The sequence below is a fragment of the Ferruginibacter profundus genome (assembly GCF_054783275.1).
The window spans coordinates 141,901-160,095 of sequence record NZ_BAAGQW010000002.1 but is presented as its reverse complement, the minus strand read 5'-3'; the positions used below and the strand labels follow the sequence as shown (position 1 = coordinate 160,095).

Annotated in this window: 16 protein-coding genes; 7 read left to right on the top strand and 9 right to left on the bottom strand. The window is 39.0% G+C overall.

Features of this window, described 5'->3' with window-relative positions; genetic code table 11:
• Positions 1-80 precede the first annotated feature (80 nt).
• From amaB to panC, 8 genes are all read right to left on the bottom strand, one after another.
• Complete coding sequence (amaB, locus tag ACYVM0_RS10785; protein ID WP_460556754.1) at positions 81-1,604, bottom strand: L-piperidine-6-carboxylate dehydrogenase; 1,524 nt, start codon at positions 1,602-1,604, stop codon at positions 81-83.
• A gap of 86 nt (positions 1,605-1,690) precedes the next feature.
• Positions 1,691-2,509 (bottom strand): 3-methyl-2-oxobutanoate hydroxymethyltransferase, encoded by an 819-nt coding sequence (panB, locus tag ACYVM0_RS10780; protein ID WP_460556752.1) that lies wholly within the window; start codon positions 2,507-2,509, stop codon positions 1,691-1,693.
• 168 nt (positions 2,510-2,677) lie between these two features.
• On the bottom strand, positions 2,678-3,781 hold the full coding sequence (locus ACYVM0_RS10775) for a hypothetical protein (protein ID WP_460556749.1): 1,104 nt from the start codon (positions 3,779-3,781) through the stop codon (positions 2,678-2,680).
• A 75-nt stretch (positions 3,782-3,856) separates the two neighbouring features.
• A complete protein-coding gene (locus ACYVM0_RS10770) occupies positions 3,857-4,735 on the bottom strand; it encodes a Ppx/GppA phosphatase family protein (protein WP_460556746.1) in 879 nt (292 codons plus the stop codon).
• A 106-nt stretch (positions 4,736-4,841) separates the two neighbouring features.
• A complete protein-coding gene (gene ppk1, locus ACYVM0_RS10765; protein WP_460556743.1) occupies positions 4,842-6,908 on the bottom strand; it encodes a polyphosphate kinase in 2,067 nt (688 codons plus the stop codon).
• Positions 6,909-7,004: 96 nt separating this feature from the next.
• Positions 7,005-7,496 (bottom strand): nucleotidyl transferase family protein, encoded by a 492-nt coding sequence (rfaE2, locus tag ACYVM0_RS10760; protein WP_460556739.1) that lies wholly within the window; start codon positions 7,494-7,496, stop codon positions 7,005-7,007.
• On the bottom strand, positions 7,468-8,493 hold the full coding sequence (locus ACYVM0_RS10755) for a lysylphosphatidylglycerol synthase transmembrane domain-containing protein (RefSeq protein WP_460556736.1): 1,026 nt from the start codon (positions 8,491-8,493) through the stop codon (positions 7,468-7,470). Before ACYVM0_RS10755 ends, rfaE2 begins: the two co-directional genes overlap by 29 nt.
• A 65-nt stretch (positions 8,494-8,558) precedes the next feature.
• Positions 8,559-9,404 carry a 4-phosphopantoate--beta-alanine ligase gene (gene panC, locus ACYVM0_RS10750; RefSeq protein ID WP_460556733.1) on the bottom strand — a complete coding sequence of 282 codons (846 nt, stop codon included), beginning with the start codon at positions 9,402-9,404 and terminating at the stop codon, positions 8,559-8,561.
• 108 nt (positions 9,405-9,512) lie between these two features.
• Here panC and ACYVM0_RS10745 point away from each other — a divergent pair, with 108 nt between their 5' ends.
• From ACYVM0_RS10745 to rlmB, 4 genes are all read left to right on the top strand, one after another.
• Positions 9,513-10,325: a glycogen/starch synthase gene (locus ACYVM0_RS10745; RefSeq protein ID WP_460556730.1), complete on the top strand. Its 813-nt coding sequence runs from the start codon at positions 9,513-9,515 to the stop codon at positions 10,323-10,325.
• A gap of 32 nt (positions 10,326-10,357) precedes the next feature.
• Positions 10,358-11,845 carry a DUF4270 family protein gene (locus tag ACYVM0_RS10740; protein ID WP_460556727.1) on the top strand — a complete coding sequence of 496 codons (1,488 nt, stop codon included), beginning with the start codon at positions 10,358-10,360 and terminating at the stop codon, positions 11,843-11,845.
• A 101-nt stretch (positions 11,846-11,946) separates the two neighbouring features.
• Positions 11,947-13,200, top strand: coding sequence for a methionine adenosyltransferase (metK, locus tag ACYVM0_RS10735; RefSeq protein ID WP_460556724.1), 1,254 nt, complete (start codon positions 11,947-11,949; stop codon positions 13,198-13,200).
• A gap of 89 nt (positions 13,201-13,289) precedes the next feature.
• Positions 13,290-14,057, top strand: coding sequence for a TrmH family RNA methyltransferase (rlmB, locus tag ACYVM0_RS10730; RefSeq protein WP_460556721.1), 768 nt, complete (start codon positions 13,290-13,292; stop codon positions 14,055-14,057).
• Positions 14,058-14,213: 156 nt separating this feature from the next.
• Here the strand turns inward: rlmB and ACYVM0_RS10725 are convergent, their stop codons facing one another.
• Entirely contained in the window at positions 14,214-15,056 is an 843-nt protein-coding gene (locus ACYVM0_RS10725; RefSeq protein ID WP_460556718.1) for a hypothetical protein, read from the bottom strand.
• Positions 15,057-15,278: 222 nt separating this feature from the next.
• On the opposite strand from ACYVM0_RS10725, the gene ACYVM0_RS10720 reads away from it, so the two are divergent.
• The 3 genes from ACYVM0_RS10720 (at position 15,279) to ACYVM0_RS10710 (ending at position 18,193) form a co-directional block, all read left to right on the top strand.
• Positions 15,279-16,271, top strand: coding sequence for a helix-turn-helix domain-containing protein (locus ACYVM0_RS10720; RefSeq protein ID WP_460556716.1), 993 nt, complete (start codon positions 15,279-15,281; stop codon positions 16,269-16,271).
• Positions 16,259-17,125, top strand: a complete 867-nt coding sequence (locus ACYVM0_RS10715) for a hydroxymethylglutaryl-CoA lyase (protein ID WP_460556713.1) — start codon at positions 16,259-16,261, stop codon at positions 17,123-17,125. Before ACYVM0_RS10720 ends, ACYVM0_RS10715 begins: the two co-directional genes overlap by 13 nt.
• Before the next feature lie 66 nt (positions 17,126-17,191).
• Positions 17,192-18,193 carry a GSCFA domain-containing protein gene (locus tag ACYVM0_RS10710; RefSeq protein WP_460556710.1) on the top strand — a complete coding sequence of 334 codons (1,002 nt, stop codon included), beginning with the start codon at positions 17,192-17,194 and terminating at the stop codon, positions 18,191-18,193.
• The last annotated feature ends 2 nt before the right edge of the window (positions 18,194-18,195 follow it).

The window sequence follows — 18,195 nt, the reverse complement described above, 5'->3', positions numbered from 1 at the left end:
GTTTTGGTTATAGCAGTTAAAACGTCAGAGTTATTATGGTATAAATATAAGTATTAAAAATTATCTGGTTTACGAATTGATCACAAATCGAATTTAATACCCTGAGCCAAAGGCAGTTTGTTGGTATAATTAATGGTGTTGGTTTGCCTTCTCATGTATACTTTCCAGGCATCGCTGCCACTTTCACGTCCGCCACCGGTTTCTTTTTCTCCACCAAAGGCACCACCAATTTCAGCACCGGAGGTACCAATGTTTACATTGGCAATACCACAATCGCTGCCCGCCTGCGAAAGAAAAGCTTCTGCCTCTCTTAAATCAGTGGTCATAATAGCAGAAGATAAACCTTGCGGCACACCGTTCTGCATTGCCACCGCTTCATCCAGTGTTTTGTATTTCATGATATATAAAATGGGCGCAAAGGTTTCGTGCTGCACAATAGCAAAACTGTTTTTGGCTTCGGCAATGCAGGGTTTTACATAACAACCACTTTCAAAACCTTTGCCTTTTACCACACCACCTTCTACAATAAATTTGCCGCCTTCGGCTTTACATTTTTCAATAGCATCCAGGTACATTTTTACAGCATCTTTATCAATCAAGGGTCCCACATGATTTTTTTCATTCAGGGGATTGCCAATTTTTAACTGCCCGTAAGCATGCACTAATTTTTCTTTGAATTTATTGTACACCGATTCATGAATGATCAATCTCCTGGTAGAAGTGCAGCGCTGCCCGGCTGTACCTACAGCGCCAAATGCAGCGCCAATCAATGCCATATCAAGATCAGCATTTTTGGTAATGATGATGGCATTATTACCACCAAGTTCCAGCAAGCTTCTTCCTAATCTTTCTCCTACGGCTTTGCCAACTGCTTTCCCCATTCTTGTACTGCCTGTTGCAGAAACCAATGGAATGCGGCTATCATTACTCATCCATTCGCCAACATTCCTGTTACCCACAATAATATTACTTACACCTTCGGGCACATTATTCTTTTTAAAAACAGATTGAATGATATTCTGGCAGGCGATAGCGCACAATGGTGTTTTTTCGCTGGGCTTCCATACGCATACATCTCCGCAAACCCATGCCAATGCTGCATTCCAACTCCATACGGCCACGGGAAAGTTGAAAGCTGATATTACACCAACAATACCTAAAGGATGGTATTGCTCGTACATGCGGTGGCCCGGCCTTTCGCTGTGCATGGTTAAGCCGTGCAACTGGCGGGAGAGGCCAACTGCAAAATCGCAGATGTCGATCATTTCCTGTACTTCGCCCAAACCTTCCTGCAGGCTTTTACCCATTTCATAACTCACCAGCTCACCAAGTGATTGTTTATTTTTTCTCAGTTCTTCACCCACCTGTCTTACAATTTCGCCACGTTTGGGAGCCGGCCATAAACGCCATGCAGCAAAAGCTTCCTGCGCCTTGGTGATCACCGCATCGTAATTATTTTTATCGGCTGCAGTTACAGTGGCAATAAGATTACCATCAACAGGAGAGAAGGATGCTATTTTTTCTCCTTTGGCTTTTGGCCAAAGCACACCTGTGGAAACACCGTTATTATTTTTCTGAATTTTTAATTGGGCAAGAAATTTCATGAGCAGCATTTATTTAGCTGCAAAGGTAACAATAGTAAATGAATGCTTTCATTCAAGATTGGTTGAAAATAATTGAAGAGGGAATATTAATACTGCTCATTCTCATTCGGGAAATCCCTGCTCTTGATATCTTTTATATATTGCTGCACCGCACCGGTAACCTGTTCACTCAGGTTTAAATACTGGCGTAAAAAACGGGGTTTAAATTCTGTATTGATGCCCAGCATATCATGCATCACCAGTACCTGTCCGTCGCAATCACCGCCGGCACCTATGCCAATGGTGGGAATGTGTAAACTTTCCGACACTTCTTTTGCCAATGCAGCCGGAATTTTTTCCAGTACCACTGCAAAGCATCCGGCTTCCTGTAACAGCAAAGCGTCTTTCTTTAATTTATTGGCTTCCTGCTCTTCGGTAGCCCTTACCACATAAGTACCAAATTTATTGATGGATTGCGGCGTTAAACCTAAATGTCCCATTACCGGTATACCTGCACTCACAATTTTTTTTACAGAATCCAGTACCTCTTCGCCGCCTTCCAGTTTTACCGTGTTGGCACCGCTTTCTTTCATTATTTTAATGGCGGATGCTAAAGCAATATCTGAATTGGATTGGTAATAACCGAAAGGGATATCGCAAACGATCAGGCTTCTTTCTCTTGCCCTTACCACACTTTGCGCATGATAGATCATCTGGTCTAATGTAATAGGCAAGGTGGTTACATGGCCGGCCATAACATTGCTGGCACTGTCGCCCACCAAAATAATATCAATACCAGCTGCATCAAAAATGGAAGCAAAGGAAAAATCGTATGCCGTTATCATAGAGATCTTTTCCCCGGCAGCTTTCATTTTTTGTAATGTATTGGTGGTTACTTTTTTTACTTCTTTAACTACTGCAGACATGATGTGTAATTTTGAATTAATAAATGGCGAAGCGGAGTTGGTTCTGCATTAGAATAAAACAAGTCCTGTCAGTTATCGCTGCTGTAAAAGTAGGAAAGAAATTTAATTGAAAATTATTTTTAAAACAGGGGTTAATGATCCGGTCATCAGGTACGTGCTCGAAAGGTATCAGCTTCGTTTTCCGGGTTTAGGTTTTACTGCTTTTCGTTTCTCTTCCGGAAAAATAATGCCCCAGTGGTTTTGTAAGCCAAGATATACGCCTGTACTGGTCACCACTTTGGACCGGGGAACTACAGCAATAACTTTGGAATACAACTTCTCTTTTTCAAAATCAAAATACAGGTCCTGTACAATGGCAAAATTGTAGATGCTGTCGTAATTTATTTCTGATGTAACTATTTTGGTATTGATGAGTTCTCCATTAACATTGTAAATGGGTACGGCCACTTTATCTACATGGTATGTAGTCGCTTTTTGCCAGGGGATGATATTCTTTGTTTCAGGATAAATATTATCTTCTGCATTGTAAGCTTTTAGCTTGCCTTTTTTAATGTCATTTAAAAACAGGCGGCAAAGGCTCCAGTTGTTGATAGTTAGTATTTTATTTGTTGCAACATGATTTTGATTGGAAGGCAGGAGTGTGTAATTATTACAGGCGCGGGTAATTAAAATTGCTGAAGCAGGAATAGCAAAGGGATCACTGTCCGCATCATCAAACGCAAGGTTGGCTGTTTCAAAAAAACTGGTGTTTTCCCTGTAGCTTGATTTTTCTTTATTGTAAACCACCGGGTTTACCAGGATATTCTGAATTTTAAACTGGTTGTTTTTATAATACAACAGTTGCTTTACTTTAAAAAAGGAGATTGCGTTTTTTGTAATGCAGGTATCGCATGTATTTTCTTCTTCCCTGAAAATGTCTTCGGAGCCATCTGCCCTGGTATCAAAATTAAAACGCCAGTTCATCAGCATAGGGTCATACGGAATTGCTTTCCTGGTTTTAATAAAGGTATTCTGATCAATGCCTGAGGGAGTAACAGCCAGCATTACACTATCTTCAATATAAGCTGAAATGCTGCCACTTTGCAGTTTTTTTGAATAATAATTACTGATGCTGAAATTGGGATTGCTTGCAGAAAGGTTGATATAAGAATTGTAAATAGCCGCCCATTTTACCGCAGTATCCGTCTGAACAAAATTGGCATATTGCAATGGCTGTTGGGCAATGCAACTGCCGGCATAAAAGAACACCAGAACGGGTAATAGTTTTTTCATTTTTTGAGTTGTAACGCAAGGGGATTACAAATAGTATTCGCAAAATGTTAAATCTAAAACCACAAATCCGCAATCCTATTTTACTTCATCCCACAAATGCCGTATCAAACCATCGGCTAAACCAATTTTAGGAACATAAATTTCTTCGGCAGCGGCCCAGCGCATGGCATTGGTATAAATTTGCAGGGCAGGTACAATTACATCGGCACGGTCTTCTCTTAAACCGTATTTATTTATCCTGTCGTCCAGTGACACACTGCCTAATTCTTTATAATAATCTTTTAAAAGTTCTAACGAAAGAGGTTTGCCATCTTTTCGCTTACTCATGCTGAATACTTTGTTGATATTGCCACCGCTTCCAATAGCCACTACTTCTTTTTGACCTTTTGTTACCGCCTTAAGTGCTTCTTTCATTTCTTCCCATTGCCATTCTTTTACCATACCTTTTAATAAACGTATAGTGCCAATGTTGAAAGATTTTTTATAAATGAGAATGCCATTGGTAAAGAAAGAAAGTTCGGTGCTGCCACCACCAACATCAATGTATAAATAGCTATGGTCTTTATCCATATTCTCGGCCACGTGATTTTCATATACCAGGTTAGCTTCTGTATCCCCACTGATCACTTCGATGGAGATACCAGTTTCCAGTTTTATTTTCCGGATAATGTCATTGGCATTCCTGGCATCCCTCATGGCACTTGTGGCGCAGGCTTTTAAATGTTCTACATCATAAGCATTCATCAGGTGTTTGTAAGCCTTCATGGTTTGCATTACCATGCCAATCCTTGGTTTGGATATTTCGCCGGTTTCAAATACATCAAACCCCAGCCTGAGCGGCACCCTGATAAGGTTCAGTTTATTAAAGGAAGTGTTCTTTTTTTCGTCAACAATTACTTCAGCAATTAAAAGCCTTGCTGCGTTACTGCCAATATCAATTGCGGCTAATTTCAATTCGGTTGGTTAACTGGTTGATTATTTAATTTGTACTTCAAATTTACAACTTCGCAGTCAAATGGGTTTACTATTAAACTAATTAACCGGTAAACTAATTAACAAATTAACCGGAAAGAGATTTCTTAAATAAATAATTGTAGGTCTCCAGCTGGCTGCGTACTTTTTTGGTGTTGCGTGGGTTTACGTACTGGTTGCTGAGGGTATTGTCTAAAATTCTGGCTTTGATATTATCGCTCAGCTGTATCTGTATGATATCTTTTAATTCCTGCTGAATGTTTTTATCAAAAACGGGGCAGGCAGCTTCTACACGGTGGTCAATATTTCTTACCATCCAATCGGCGCTGGAAATAAAAACTTTTTCATTGCCGGCATTATGAAAGATCATTACCCTGGCGTGTTCCAGGTATTCATCCACAATACTAATGGCATATACTTCTTTATATTTGACATTTTCGGTAAGCATACAAAAAATACCTCTTACCACCATATTGATTACCACGCCTGCTTTAGCGGCTTCGTATAATTTTTCAATCAATATCTCATCGCTGAGCGAATTGAGTTTTAAAGTAATGGCTGCAGGTTTTTTATGTTTTGCAGCGTTTATTTCTTTTTGTATCAATTGCATTAATTGCCTGCGCATGCCGGCCGGGCTTACAATAATCGTTTTGCAGGCCCTTAAAAAATGAGGCCGCATTTTTGGTTGTTCAAGGTAGTGGAAAATACGGTTTACATCTGCCATAATATTTTTATCAGCAGTTAACAAACAATGATCGCCATATACCCTGGCAGTTCTTTCATTGATATTACCGGTACTTACAAAGCCATACAACAGTGGCTTGTTATTCACCATCTTTTTGATCAAACATATTTTGGCATGTACCTTCATATCGGGTACACCAATCAACACTTTTACGCCGGCTTCTTCCAGTTCTTCTTTCCATTCCAGGTTAGCCTCTTCATCAAACCGGGCCCTTAATTCCAAAACAGCGGTTACCTGTTTGCCATTGCGTACTGCATTGGTAAGCGCATTAATGATCTTAGAACGTGGAGCCAGGCGGTAACAGGTTATTTTGATGCTTACCACTTCGGGGTCAATAGCGGCTTCTCTCAACAAATCAATAACGGTATCAAAGCTGTGGTAAGGGAAATTAAGCAGTATATCTTTTTCAAAAATAACATCCGTTGTGCGGCTTACATTCTTTAATGCCGGATGAAGGAACGGCTTTTTACGGGGATTCTTTTTTGTGAAAACCGATTCGGGAAAATCAATAAAGTCTTTGAAGTTGTGAATGCGTCCGCCGGGAATAAGATTGTCTTTATGCGTTAAGCCTAAACGCTTCACCAGGTAAGCCAGCAGTGAAGCATCAATTTCTTTATCGTAAATAAAACGAACCGTTTTTCCTTTTTTACGGTTCTTTAAACCTTTCTCAATTTTTTGTATGAGAGAAGTGGATAAATCATTATCAATATCTATTTCTGCATCACGGGTAACCTTTATAATGGCAGAAGAAAAAGTGTCGTAACCAAAAAAGGAAAAAATATGCGGTAAACAAAAACGAATGATATCTTCCAGTAAAATAATATGCTTTTCGTTTTGTTTTGAAGGTAGTATTACAAACCTGGGTAAACGTCTTGCCGGTACCGAAACCAGGGCGAATTTTTTGGCAATGCTTTTATCTTTTTTAGAAAGTGTGCAGGCCAGGTAAATAGATTTATCGCTGAGCGTTGGAAATTCCCTGATGCTTTCCATCATCAGTGGCACTACGTTACTGCGTATCTCTTCATTAAAATAGTCCAGTACAAATTTTTGTTGTACACGGTTTAATTTTTCTTCAGTAACTAAAAATATTTTTTCTTTTTTCAGTTCTCTTAAGATCTCATTCCAAACGCGGTCAAATTCTTTTTGCTGTTCCAATACCTTCTCCTGTATTTCTTCAAGAATCAAACGGGGATTAATTTCCAGGTGCATTTTTCCTTTTTCGCCTAAAGCGATCATGCGGTTTAATGTAGCCACCCTTACCCTAAAAAATTCATCCAGGTTATTGGAAAAAATGCCGAGAAAACGGATGCGTTCTCTTAAAGGTACTGTGTCGTCTGCAGCTTCCTGCAATACACGGCCGTTAAATGAAAGCCAGCTGATATCCCTTATGATCGTTTTTTGTTTTGGCACCGGGTGAAAAATTTAGTTGTGCGAAATTAAAGGGGGTAATGTAACTAAATTATAAATGCTGTGTTAAGTTTAAATGATATTTTATAACTGTAAAACCTAGGTTGTTTTCATACGTTCAATAATACCCGTAGTGGAAAAACCTTCAAGTATAGGGGCTATAATTACTTCGCCGCCATTGGCAATTACTTCTTTAGCACCCACTATAGTTTCAATCGTATAGTCGCCACCTTTAACCAGTACATCGGGAAGTATGGCCGTAATTAAATTATAAGGCGTGTCTTCTTCAAAGATCACCACTGCATCTGTCATTACCAGCGATGCTAAAAGCAATGCCCTGGAATTTTCATTATTTACCGGGCGGCTGTCGCCTTTTAATCGTTTTACAGAAGCATCGGCATTTACACCTACAATTAAAACATTGCCATTTGCAGCAGCATCACTTAAAGAAGCTATATGTCCTTCATGCAAAATATCAAATACACCGTTGGTGAATACGATTTTTTTATTCAGTAACCGCCAGCGTTTTAGTTGTTGCAATAAAGCAGGCAGCGTGAAAATTTTACCGGGGATTGACTGTACTGATTTCATTTTTTGTTTTATTTAAATATGGCAGCACGGCTAAACATATAAATCCAACAACCAGTATTATGATAAATTGTGCCGACCATTGCAGCCAGCCATTAGCAAATCCAAACGCTTCGCCCACATTATACAATAGCATGGCTTTCATCAATAGCTCAGGGTAGGAGCCGATACCGCCAGGAGTGATCATGGTGGCTACAGTACCAAATACCAATACAGGAAATGCAGATAAAACGGGCAGGTGGCTGGTTTGCTCAATAGCAAAGAAACCTACGTATGTTCCTCCGAGATAGCAGCACCAGATGAAAATGCTGTGAAAAATAAAGGCCCATTTGTTCTTAAGCCGCTTTACACTTAATAAGCCATCAATTACTCCATGGTAAATATTTTTAAGCTGCTGAACGAATTTGATGTGGAGGTACTTTGTAAAAATAAACCTTGTAATAAAGAATATAGCAACAAGTGATAAGAGTATTACAGACACTTTAATTATAGCAGTACTGGTATCCTGCGATAAAAGATATTTATTGATAAAATCTCTTGCATAGGCGCCCACAACCTTGGCCTGCGTTACAAGCGAAATAATAATTACAATAAAAAAAGAAAGCAGGTCAACAGCCCTTTCCACCAGTATTGTGCCCACTAATTTGTCGGTGGGTACTTTTTCGTATTTAGCCAGTATGGTGCATTTTAATACTTCTCCCAGGCGGGGGAATGCAAAATTAGCCAGGTAACCCACCATTACTGCACAAAAAGTATTGCTTAATCTGGGATTGTAGCCCATCGATTTCATCAATATTTTCCATCTTATTGCCCTGCTGATATGGCTGGCCGATAAAATAAAAAAAACAGGAATCAGCAGGTAATAGTTAGCGGTTTTTAAAGCCGTTATAAAATTCTGATAATCTTCATCACTCATTTTATGAAGACTCCACCACACTAAAAAGATACCTAACCCTAAAAAAAATGCGTATTTAAGTATTAAGACTAACCGTTTTTGCATACCAGCTCAAATTACGAATAGATTATTTAATACAATTGAAATATAAAATGATAATGATTATTTTTTTATTGTAACAGCATATTGTCTATCAATCTTACTTCGTTTAAATATGCTGCGGCCAGTATCACTAATGGTGTGGTCCCATCCCAGTGTTGCACCAGCTCCAGGGTACCGGCAGTTGCAATTTCAACATAATCTACCTTAAAACCTTCTGCTGTTAAATACTGCACCGCCCTGTCTTTTAAATCTTCAACATAACCGGGCTTAATTTCTTTTTTTACAAATTGTAATGTTTCAGAAATTCTAACGGCCTGTTTTCTTTCCTCCGCATTTAAACGCATATTGCGGCTGCTCATGGCAAGGCCGTCGGCTTCTCTTAAAGTGGCACCGATAACTACCGCGGTTTTGATATTTTCCAGCTCGATCAATTTTTTTATTACCATACATTGCTGGTAATCTTTTTGGCCCAGGTATAAATAATCCGGTTGCACAGCATTTAATAAACGGTGCACTACCTGGCAAACACCCTGAAAATGGCCGGGGCGGTATTTACCTTCCAGCACAGTTTCTAAATAGCCCAGCTGGTAATGTGGCAAATGGGCCAGTCCGTCCGGGTAGATCTCCTTAACCGATGGCAGGAACAGTACATCGCAGCCGTTTTTTTCCAACAGGTCAATGTCTTTTTCCAGCGTAACAGGGTATTTCTCAAAATCCCCGGCATCGTTAAACTGGGTGGGGTTTACAAAAATGCTGCTCACCGTAAGCCGTCCCTGCTGCCTTGAATTGTTTATTAATGATATATGGCCGTTGTGCAACGCCCCCATAGTAGGTACAAAGCCAATAATCCGGCCTTTTTTTTTCTGTTCGGCTATAAAAACACCCAGCCCGGTAATTTTCTTAAATAGTATCATTTTAGTGATTATTAGGCTCCAAGGGCTTGTGCAATCTCAATTTCCCAAATAAAATTCGTACTTTTGCACTCCTTTAGAAAATTAAACGAGCAACTAACTTAGCGCAAAATGTCAACAAAGAAAAGAATTTTATTTATTGCCAACGAAATGTCGCCTTATCTGGAGCTTACGGATTTTGCAGAGATTGTGAATAAGCTGGCTGTAAAGTCGAATGACAGTGGAATGGAAGTAAGGTGTATCATGCCTCGTTTTGGTACTATTAATGAAAGAAGGCACAGGTTGCATGAAGTGGTTCGTTTATCGGGTATCAATGTTTCTATAGATAATGATGATTATCCTTTGATGATCAAAGTAGCTTCTTTGCCTAACGCCCGTTTGCAGATTTATTTTTTGGATAATGAAGATTATTTTAAGCGTAAATCGGTATTTACAGATGAAAAAGATAAATGGTTTGAGGATAATGGATTGAGGACCGTACTGTTTTGTAAAGGAGCACTGGAAACGGTGAAAAAATTTGGCTGGCCTCCGGATATCATTCATTGCAGCGGCTGGATGACGGGTTTAATTCCTATGTTCATTAAAAATGCGTACAAAAAAGAACCTGTATTTGGCAATTGCAAAGTAGTGTATACTATAGGAGAAAATACATTTAAAGATAAACTGGGTGCCGACTTTTTAAAGCTGGCTGCCATTAACGATTATGTTACCAAAAAAGAACTGGAACCATTTAAGGATGCTAATAACGCAGCCATGTTTAAAGGTGGTGCAACTTTTGCAGATGCGGTAACTTTTGGCACTGATAAAGCAGATAAAAAACTGGTAGAAGAATTTTCGAAAGTGAAAGGAAAGAAGATTGTGAAGTATAATGCTGAAAGTGATTTAACAGACTATTTGCAATTATATGCCGACCTTGCCAAATAGAAAAACTAACACATTTTATTAAATTTTTTTTTGTGCAAAAACGTATTCTGTCGATAGCAACTACTGCTTGTTTATTTCTTGTATTTATTAACTGGAGCTGCAGTAAGTTGGATACCACTGATATTGGCAGTGACCTTTTACCTGCGGTTGATAATGTTAATACTTTTGATACCCTGCTTACCATTAATACCACACAAGGTATTTTTGACCAGGATTCTACCATAGTTAATTATTCTGATGATCATGTGGTAGGTAAAATTCCTAATGACCCTTTATTTGGGGCCACCACAGCAAATATTTACACTCAGTTTAAACCCGGCTTTTATCCATTTTATTATGGTAATGCCAAGGATACCATAGTAGGGTTTGATTCTGTTGTACTTTGTTTAAGTTATAAAGGTTTCTGGGGCGACAGTACCGTTCCGATTCAGTTGCAGGTAAATGCCATCCAGAATATTTTTCATAATAACGGTTTATGGGATTCCATTAACCAATCAAGAAATATAAATTACGCACCTAATGTAGCAGGCGTGCTTGGGAATGCCACCATTGATGTAAGAACATTGGGCAATTATGTAAAATATGCTAACGGAAAAGATTCGGTAAAAGACCAGATCCGTATCAAATTTACGCCTTCTGTTGCAGCCCAGTTTTTTGCACTCGACACCAACGTATTAACCAACAATTATTTCAGGTCCGATTCTCTTTTCAGGCTTTTTAATAACGGTTTTGCGGTATCGGTAAATGGTAGTGGCAACGGCTTAATTTATACCAATTTTACTGATTCGTCCTCAAAACTGGAAGTGCATTTCCGGAGAAAAAATGGCGGTGCAGTAGATACTACGTACACTGCTTTAAAACTGATCAGCAGCGGCGATACCCGTTCTGTTACTGCCAATAATTTAATTCGTAATCGTTCAGGCCATCCTGTATTAACGCCGGCGCCCAATGAAATTTATTTACAAACAGGTCCGGGTACCTATGCCAATCTCGACATACCTGACCTGGGCACTATTTCCAACAGGATAATACACCGGGCAGAAATTATAGTAGAACAGATTCCTGATCCATCAAGCGCAATTTATACGCCCACTAATTTCCTGTATGTTGACCTGAAAGATACCGGAACCACCAAATGGAAACCGATCTATTTTGATCTTAATCCAAATGTTGGGTACGATCCGGATTTTAAACTTAATACGTTTTTCCCTTCTGCCGGCGTTGACTTTTTATATCATGGTGGTTATGCAAAAAATAAGACCGACCAGTTTGGTAATACCATCAAGGCTTATAATTTTAATATCACAAGGTATGTGCAGCAGATAGTAACAAAGCATACCACTAATTACCAGCTGAGATTATATGCGCCCTATATGGCTGAATACCCTCAATATGCTTCACCTTTTGATGATGCACGGCGAAGCGGAAGTAACCGTTTGGCTTTTGGCAGGGTTAAAGTTGGCGGCGGTAATAATGCCAATTATAAGATGCGCCTGAGATTGGTGTATTCAAAAATTTAAAATAACTTATTAAGATAGGTGTATAAGTCTCCCGAAGCTTCCGGGAGACTTTGTTCTTTAACCACAGCACCCTTATCTTTGCAATCTTAAAAAAAAACAATATGCCGTATTTATTTACATCAGAGTCTGTAAGTGAAGGACATCCTGATAAAGTTGCTGATCAGATCAGTGATGCATTAATTGATAACTTCCTGGCTTTTGATGCCAATAGTAAAGTGGCCTGCGAAACTTTGGTTACTACCGGGCAGGTGGTACTTGCGGGGGAGGTAAAAAGTAAAGCTTATTTAGATGTGCAGGAAATTGCACGTGGTGTAATCCGTAAAATCGGTTATACCAAGAGTGAATATATGTTTGAAGCCAGCAGTTGTGGGGTATTATCTGCCATTCACGAACAGAGTGCTGATATTAACCAGGGTGTTGATAAGAAAAAGAAAGAAGAACAAGGTGCCGGCGACCAGGGTATGATGTTTGGTTATGCAACTAATGAAACAGAACATTATATGCCAATGGCATTGGACCTGGCTCATAATTTATTGATTGAATTAGCTGCTATCCGCAGGGAAAAGAATTCTAAAATGCCTTACCTGCGCCCGGATGCTAAAAGCCAGGTTACATTAGAATATGATGATAATAACCAGCCTGTACGCATTGATGCGATTGTAATTTCAACACAACACGATGATTTTGACAGCGAACCAAAAATGCTGGCAAAAATTAAAGCTGATGTGATCAATATCCTGATACCAAGGATGAAAACCAGGTATAAGAAATATGCTAAATTATTCAACGGCGATATTAAATATCATATCAATCCTACAGGCAAGTTTGTAATTGGTGGCCCACACGGTGATACCGGTTTAACAGGTCGCAAAATTATTGTAGATACCTACGGTGGTAAAGGAGCCCACGGCGGCGGTGCTTTCAGTGGTAAAGATCCTTCCAAAGTAGACCGTTCAGCAGCTTATGCTACAAGGCATATTGCTAAAAACCTTGTTGCCGCAGGTTTGTGCAGCGAAGTACTGGTACAGGTGTCTTACGCTATTGGCGTAGCAAAACCAACCAGTATCAATGTAAATACTTATGGCACTGCAAAAGTTGATATGACCGATGGAGAAATAGGTAAGATCGTTGAAGGGGTTTTTGATATGCGTCCTTACTTCATCGAACAAAGATTGAAACTGCGTAACCCGATCTATAGCGAAACTGCAGCTTATGGCCACATGGGTCGTGTACCGCAGGTAGTAGAAAAAACATTTACTTCTCCCGATGGTAAAAAGGTAACTAAAAAGGTAGAATTGTTTACCTGGGAGAAACTGGATTATGTAACAAAAGTGAAAAAAGCTTTTGGTTTATAATTCCTGGATCTTAATACTGAAATCAGAACCATCCCGTCCATTTTGGCGGGATGGTTTTTTATTGGCTCAATAAAGGTTAATTTTACACCGTGAGAAATTTTAAACATCAGCATCAGCGCCCCAAAAAAAGCAGCCTTATAATTGGCCGTAAAGCCATTATAGAAGCCATGCAAACCGGTAAACAACTGGAACGTATTTACATGCAAACCACGGTGCATGGCGAAGTGATTGATGAAATAAAAAAGCTGGCCGATGAACACCTGGTACCCATCAATAAAGTACCGGTAGAAAAACTGAACAACTTTAATGTGAGCAATCACGAGGGTTGTATAGCACTCATCTCAAAAATACAATACCAGGATCTGCAGTCTGTTATTTCATTTATAGTAGATAAAGGTGAAACACCTTTGTTCTTAATTTTAGATGGCATTACTGATATCAGGAATATTGGCGGTATTGCAAGAAGCGCTTTTTGTTTTGGCGTAAATGCTATCATCATTCCTGATAAAGGAGTAGGGGCTTTAAATGAAGATGCGATCACCACTTCAGCGGGAGCATTAGAACAAATTGCTGTATGCCGTGTAAATAGTTTGATGAAAGCTGTGGATGACCTGCACCTTAATGGTATTAAAGTGTATGCAAGTGAAATGACAGCTGAAAAAAATATCAGTGACCTTGATTTTACCTCGCCGGCTGCAATTGTAATGGGTAGTGAAGACAAAGGTATTTATCCTGCCTTGATGAAAATATGCGATGAACAATTTAAAATACCCATGGCAGGAGATTTTGAAAGTTTAAATGTATCCGTTGCTACTGGCATTATTTTGTATGAGGCCATGAAGCAAAGGGTGGGTTAGTTCAGGTTACAATCAAAGCCAGGAGCTTCTTTTTTGTGTATCTTTTCCGGCGGAGTTATTTATATACATCACCTTCACTTTTTTTACATCAGCAGCAGGCAGATTAAAATAAGCAGGTAGCATCTTCTTTTATTTTTTTCTCTCAGGTACATAATTTTAATTTTCGTTGCTGGATGATTTCTGGTTGGTGGCTATCTCAAGTTTGGCCATATTTTTTTGTTGTTTGCGTTTGGCTTTCTCCAGTTCCAGGTAGTTTCTGCTGCGGATATTGATATTGCCTTTTTTATCCAGTGCAACAGTATTGATGCTTTGCATTGCTGCTGTACTGTTATTATATTTTTTCCAGTTGCCCAGGTAATTCCAAACCGGCATCCACACTGCTTTTTTGTATTTTTTGCCCCAGGGATAACCGGCAAAAGCAAAATTATCGCCGAAGATGCCGGGCTTATTCATTACCCAACTTTCGCTGGCGTAAATGGTACTGTTGGGGAATATTTTTCCAATACCCATCATCAGCGAGTCTCCATTCATTCTTCCTGCAGGCGCATGATCATTACCTGGAAAAGTAAATGTGGCACCACCATAGCAACTGCCGATACCAATATTGGTGTTTTGATCGCAATACACTTTTAATTGTTGTAAGCAGGTGGTGGCAGCACTGTCATTAATATTTTTGTAACTGAATTCGTTGCTGCCAATGTGGAAAGATGAATACCCCTGTTTGTAAAGGCCATGACTATCGAACCATAAAGAACCGATCAAGCCATGGCGCCGGTTTAATATCCTGGTTATTTTTTGTGTAGCTTCTGTATCTGAACTTGCTGTAATAAAATGGAATTTTTTATGGAACACATCATGAAAAAAAGCCTGCGCCTTTACGGTAAGTGAAGAAAAGTGAAACCCTTTGTCTTTTCCTGTAACATAAAAATTATGCCTTTCATTTTGTGCTGCGGCAAACAGGGAGAGGAGAAGTGTAGCGATGAAGAATATTTTTTTCATGATGTAGCTGTTTAATTATATGGTAAAACTAACAGCGGTTGCAGGGGAAGTATAATTGATAAAACAGGCGCAGTAACAGGCAGTATGATTTTCTACTACCCGGCGTGTATAGAATTGCTGTAAAAACGATATTGCAGAAAACGGAGGTTTATTCGGCCTTGCAGCTGCATTTTATCATAAACAAAATTTTATAATTACGGAAAAGCCGTAAATTTAATTTGTATGACAGAGCCTAACCTGCAAAAAGAGTTATTTGCCTACATAAAAGAGGGGCTGCCTGCACATATCTCATTAGTAGATACGCTGGCAGAATTGCTGGATATCAGCTATGACAGTGTTTACCGGCGCCTGCGTGGAGAAAAGCCCATTACATTGGATGAATTAAAACTGCTTTGCGAAAAATTTAATTTATCACTGGACCAGGTATTGCAATTGCGGAGTAATAAAATATTGTTTACCGATCCCGAAGCGGATAATGATGTAAAGGATTTTAAAGAATATCTTGGTGGATTGTTACAGGTTTTTGAACAATTTAAGCAGGCCACACAAAAGGAAATGTTGTACCTGAGTAAGGATGTACCTTTCTTTCATTTTTTTTATTTTAAAGAACTGGCCGCTTTTAAAGCATTCTTTTGGGATAAAAGTATTTTAAATAATCCTGCCTATGATGGCAAGACCTTCAGCATAAAAAATTATGATGTGTCGGAATCATTTGCCATGGGGCAAAAAATTCTGCAGGGCTACAATGAAATACCTTCATCTGAATTGTGGAATTACGAGAGTATTAACAGTACCATTTTGCAAATAGAATATTATCGTGATGCCGGTATTTTTGAAACGAAGGAAGACCTTGCTCTGGTGGTAGACAGTTGTGATGCCATGCTGCAACACCTGCAAAAGCAGGCAGAAAAGGGCGTGAAGTTTTTACCGGGTGCAGGTGAGGCTGGTTATAAAGCCAGTTTAAAATTATACATCAACGAGATTATCTTAGGCAATAATAGTATTATGGTGGAGTTGGATGGACAGCGCATTTCATTTATAAATTATATTGTGCTGAAGTATATCAGTACTACGGATAAAAAATTTACAGAAAAGACATTTGATAATTTTAATAACCTCGTAAGCCGTTCGGTAATGATAAGTGGTACAGGCGAAAAAGAAAGGGTTAAATTTTTTAAAGCATTAAGAGAAAGGGTACAGGCATGCAAAGCGTAAACAACCACATTAAATTAATAGAATGCCCCCGTGATGCAATGCAGGGATGGCGGCATCTTATACCCACTGAAAAAAAGATCGAATATATCAACGCATTATTAAAAGTGGGTTTTGATACGATTGATTTCGGAAGTTTTGTTTCGCCAAAAGCAATTCCGCAGATGGCAGATACCGGTAAGGTAATTGATAACCTGGAATTGGGAGACAGCCAATCGAAACTGCTGGCGATAATAGCTAATGAAAGAGGAGCAACCGATGCGGTGGTGTATGATGCAATAACTTACCTGGGTTTTCCTTTTTCTGTTTCTGAAACATTTCAAAAAAGAAATACCAATTCAACCATTGCTGAATCATTGGCTAGGGTAGAAGAAATACAAAACCTGTGCATTAAAAATAAAAAAGAACTGGTGGTGTATATTTCCATGGGCTTTGGCAATCCGTATGGAGATGAGTATAACGAGGCGATTGTTTTTGATTGGGTGAATAAGCTGGCGGATATGGATATAAAAATAATTTCGCTGGCAGATACAGTAGGATTGGCAACAGCAGGACAGGTAAGCAGTGTAACAAAATATTTAGTGGAATCATTACCCGGTATTGAAATTGGGGTACACCTGCATTCAACAGCAGTAAATTGGAAAGAAAAAGTGGATGCAGCATTGCAAGCCGGCTGCAAACGTTTTGACGGTGCTTTAAAAGGCATTGGCGGTTGCCCTATGGCCGATGATGAACTGGTGGGCAATATGGATACTGAATTAATGATACCATATTTTAACAAAAAAAATCTTTTGCCGCAATTGGATCTAAATGCCTTGCAAAAATGCAGCCAGATGGCGGCTGAAATTTTTATTTAGCCACAAATGGCACTAATAGCTACTAATAAAAAACATTCGTGTAAATTCGTGTAATTAGTGGCAACCATGAATTTTCATTTAGAGTTTTCTCCAAAGCAATTATTGCAAAAAATAAATCACCGGCATAAATTATTGCTGGTGGGCAGTTGCTTTACCGAAAATATCGGCGATAAATTAGTAGCACATAAATTTTCAGTATTACAAAATCCAAATGGTATTTTATTTAACCCCGTAAGTGTAAAAGAAGCCGTAGAAAATTATGTTGCTAACAAAATTGTGGGAGCAGGAGACCTGTTTTATTTAAATGAAGCTTTCCATAACTGGCAGCATCACAGCCGTTTTTCGGGAATTACAAAAGAGGAAGCGGTGAATAAAATAAATGCTTCCACCAGTGCGGCACATAGTTATTTAAAAGAAGCGGATTTTATAGTGATCACTTTAGGTTCTGCATGGGTGTATGAGTTGACAGAAAAAGCGGCTAATGCAAAACCAGGAGCCGTTGCAGCAAATAATCATAAAGCACCGGCAGATTGGTTTAACAGAAGATTACTAAGCAACAACGAAGCAGTGGAGTTGTTGAATGCAATGATGGTGCAATTGCAAAACTTCAATCCTGCAATAAAAATAATTTTTACCATTAGCCCGGTAAGGCATTTGCGTGAAGGGTTTATTGAAAACAACAGAAGTAAAGCAACATTAATAAATGCCGTGCACCTCGCCACTGAAACATTCGAAAATGTATTTTACTTTCCTGCTTACGAATTGGTGATTGATGATTTACGGGATTACCGCTTTTTTGCCGAAGACATGGTACACCCTAATTATGCGGCCACTAATTATGTGTGGGAAAAATTTGTTGCCTGTTGTATTGATGAACCTACGCAGGAATTAATGATCGCTGTCAATGAGATCAATGCAGCCATCAGTCATAAACCATTTAACCCTACATCGGCAGCGCACAAAAAATTTCAACAGGCTAATCTTGCAAAAATAAAAGCCCTGCAAAGTAACTATCCGTATATAAATTTTGCTAAAGAACAAGCGTTCTTCAATCCGGAACAAATCTGAAA

Excerpts from the sequence above, each read along its gene's own strand:
- amaB (WP_460556754.1), bottom strand. The coding sequence starts at position 1,604 with ATGAAATTTCTTGCCCAATTAAAAATTCAGAAAAATAATAACGGTGTT.
- panB (WP_460556752.1), bottom strand. The coding sequence starts at position 2,509 with ATGTCTGCAGTAGTTAAAGAAGTAAAAAAAGTAACCACCAATACATTA.
- ACYVM0_RS10775 (WP_460556749.1), bottom strand. The coding sequence starts at position 3,781 with ATGAAAAAACTATTACCCGTTCTGGTGTTCTTTTATGCCGGCAGTTGC.
- rfaE2 (WP_460556739.1), bottom strand. The coding sequence starts at position 7,496 with ATGAAATCAGTACAGTCAATCCCCGGTAAAATTTTCACGCTGCCTGCT.
- ACYVM0_RS10755 (WP_460556736.1), bottom strand. The coding sequence starts at position 8,493 with ATGCAAAAACGGTTAGTCTTAATACTTAAATACGCATTTTTTTTAGGG.
- panC (WP_460556733.1), bottom strand. The coding sequence starts at position 9,404 with ATGATACTATTTAAGAAAATTACCGGGCTGGGTGTTTTTATAGCCGAA.
- ACYVM0_RS10745 (WP_460556730.1), top strand. The coding sequence starts at position 9,513 with ATGTCAACAAAGAAAAGAATTTTATTTATTGCCAACGAAATGTCGCCT.
- metK (WP_460556724.1), top strand. The coding sequence starts at position 11,947 with ATGCCGTATTTATTTACATCAGAGTCTGTAAGTGAAGGACATCCTGAT.
- ACYVM0_RS10725 (WP_460556718.1), bottom strand. The coding sequence starts at position 15,056 with ATGAAAAAAATATTCTTCATCGCTACACTTCTCCTCTCCCTGTTTGCC.
- ACYVM0_RS10720 (WP_460556716.1), top strand. The coding sequence starts at position 15,279 with ATGACAGAGCCTAACCTGCAAAAAGAGTTATTTGCCTACATAAAAGAG.
- ACYVM0_RS10715 (WP_460556713.1), top strand. The coding sequence starts at position 16,259 with ATGCAAAGCGTAAACAACCACATTAAATTAATAGAATGCCCCCGTGAT.
- ACYVM0_RS10710 (WP_460556710.1), top strand. The coding sequence starts at position 17,192 with ATGAATTTTCATTTAGAGTTTTCTCCAAAGCAATTATTGCAAAAAATA.